Here is a 1,599-nt window from a genome sequence, read left to right as displayed (position 1 = left end):
GGTTCTGGATCACTTTCAGTGCCGGAGCCACGGAGGGTCACCACGACCGCGATCATGAACGGCCATGGGTGATGTTCTCCTTCAGGACCTGTGGTTCCACCAGGTCGATGGCGTCCTGATCGAAAGAGTCGTGGTCGAGGGCGAGTTGGTGGTTGTCCGGGCCCGCGTATCGGCAGAGCGGGCTGGCTGCCCGGCCTGCGGTGCGGTGTCTTCCCGGGTGCACAGCCGGTACGTGCGCCGGCTCGCCGACGGCGCGGTCGGCGGGCGCCCCGTGGTGATCGAGTTACAGGTCCGCCGGTTCCGCTGCCGCCAACGCGCCTGCTCGCAGGCGACCTTCGCTGAGCAGGTCAACGGGCTGACCTTCCGGCATGGGAGGCGAAGCGCTGGGCTGCAGGCGGTACTCGAGCGGCTGGCGGTGATGCTGGCGGGCCGTGCCGGCGCCCGCCTGACGCACGCGCTCGCGGCCGGTGTGAGCCGGTCGACTCTCCTGCGGCTGATACGCCGCCTGCCCGACCCCGAAATCCACACGCCACGCGTGCTCGGGGTGGACGATTTCGCGCTGCGCAAGGGACACAACTACGGCACGATCTTGGTGGACATCGAGACACGGCAGCCGGTCGATCTGCTGTCTGACCGGACCACCGCGACGGTCGCCCGGTGGCTTGCCGAGCATCCCGGCGTTGAGGTGATCTGCCGGGACCGCTCCGTCGCCTACGCCGAGGCGGGACGGCTCGGCGCCCCGGACGCGGTCCATGTCGCAGATCGCTGGCACATCTGGAAGAACCTCGCCGAGGCCGTCGAGAAGGCGGTCGTCCAGCACCGTGCCCTACTGCGTGAGCCGGAGAACACCGACCGCGTTCGCGCCGTTGCGCCTTTGCTGACCGGCGAGCTGAACGCCGGCTCCGGGCCCGGGCCGCGGCAGTCGGGACGGCTGTCTGACCGTGTGCGTGAACAGCACGCGGCTGTTCACGCCCTGCTCGAGAAGGGAGTTGGGCTGCGCGCCGTCGCCGGCCGGCTTGGACTGGCCCGCAACACCGTTCGCCGCCTGGCCCACGCGGACACTGCGGACGAGTTGCTGATCGGACGGTGGACGGGCAGCACCAGCATCCTCGATCCCTACAAACCCCACCTGCATCAACGGTGGGCCGAAGGCTGCACCGTCGCCCGCCGCCTGTTCGAGGAACTCCGCGAGCGCGGTTACCCGGGCGGCGAGAGCGTCGTGAAGAAGTACGTGCAGCGGCTCCGTGAAGCCTTTCCGCACGACGATCCGCCCCGCAAGAACCCGTCCGTCCGGGACGTGACCGGTTGGCTCACGCGCCACCCCGACAGTCTCGACGATGATCAGACCCAGCGGCTCAAGGAGATCCTCGCCCGCTGCCCCGAGCTCGCCCGGACCGCTGAACACGTGCGAGCCTTTGCCGAGTTGATGAACAACCGCCAGGGCCAGCACCTGGGCCAGTGGATCGAGCGCGTCCAGGCCGACGACCTGCCCGCCCTGCACAGCTTCGTCAACGGCCTCGGTCAGGACCTCGACGCCGTCGTCGCCGGGCTCAGCCTCCGCTACAGCTCCGGCGCCGTCGAAGGCCACAACAACAAGAT

The 1,599-nt window shown here is 69.4% G+C and carries 1 protein-coding gene; it reads left to right on the top strand.

Annotated elements, in window-relative coordinates:
* Positions 1 to 64: 64 nt before the first annotated feature.
* A partial coding sequence (locus ACFYR3_RS45740; protein ID WP_389288360.1) for an ISL3 family transposase occupies positions 65 to 1,599 on the top strand: 1,535 nt, incomplete at its 3' end.

This window comes from Streptomyces sp. NPDC005784, assembly GCF_042871525.1.
Classification (GTDB): domain Bacteria; phylum Actinomycetota; class Actinomycetes; order Streptomycetales; family Streptomycetaceae; genus Streptomyces.
The sequence above is the reverse complement of the archived record's forward strand: the minus strand, read 5'-3'. Positions and strand labels throughout refer to the sequence as shown.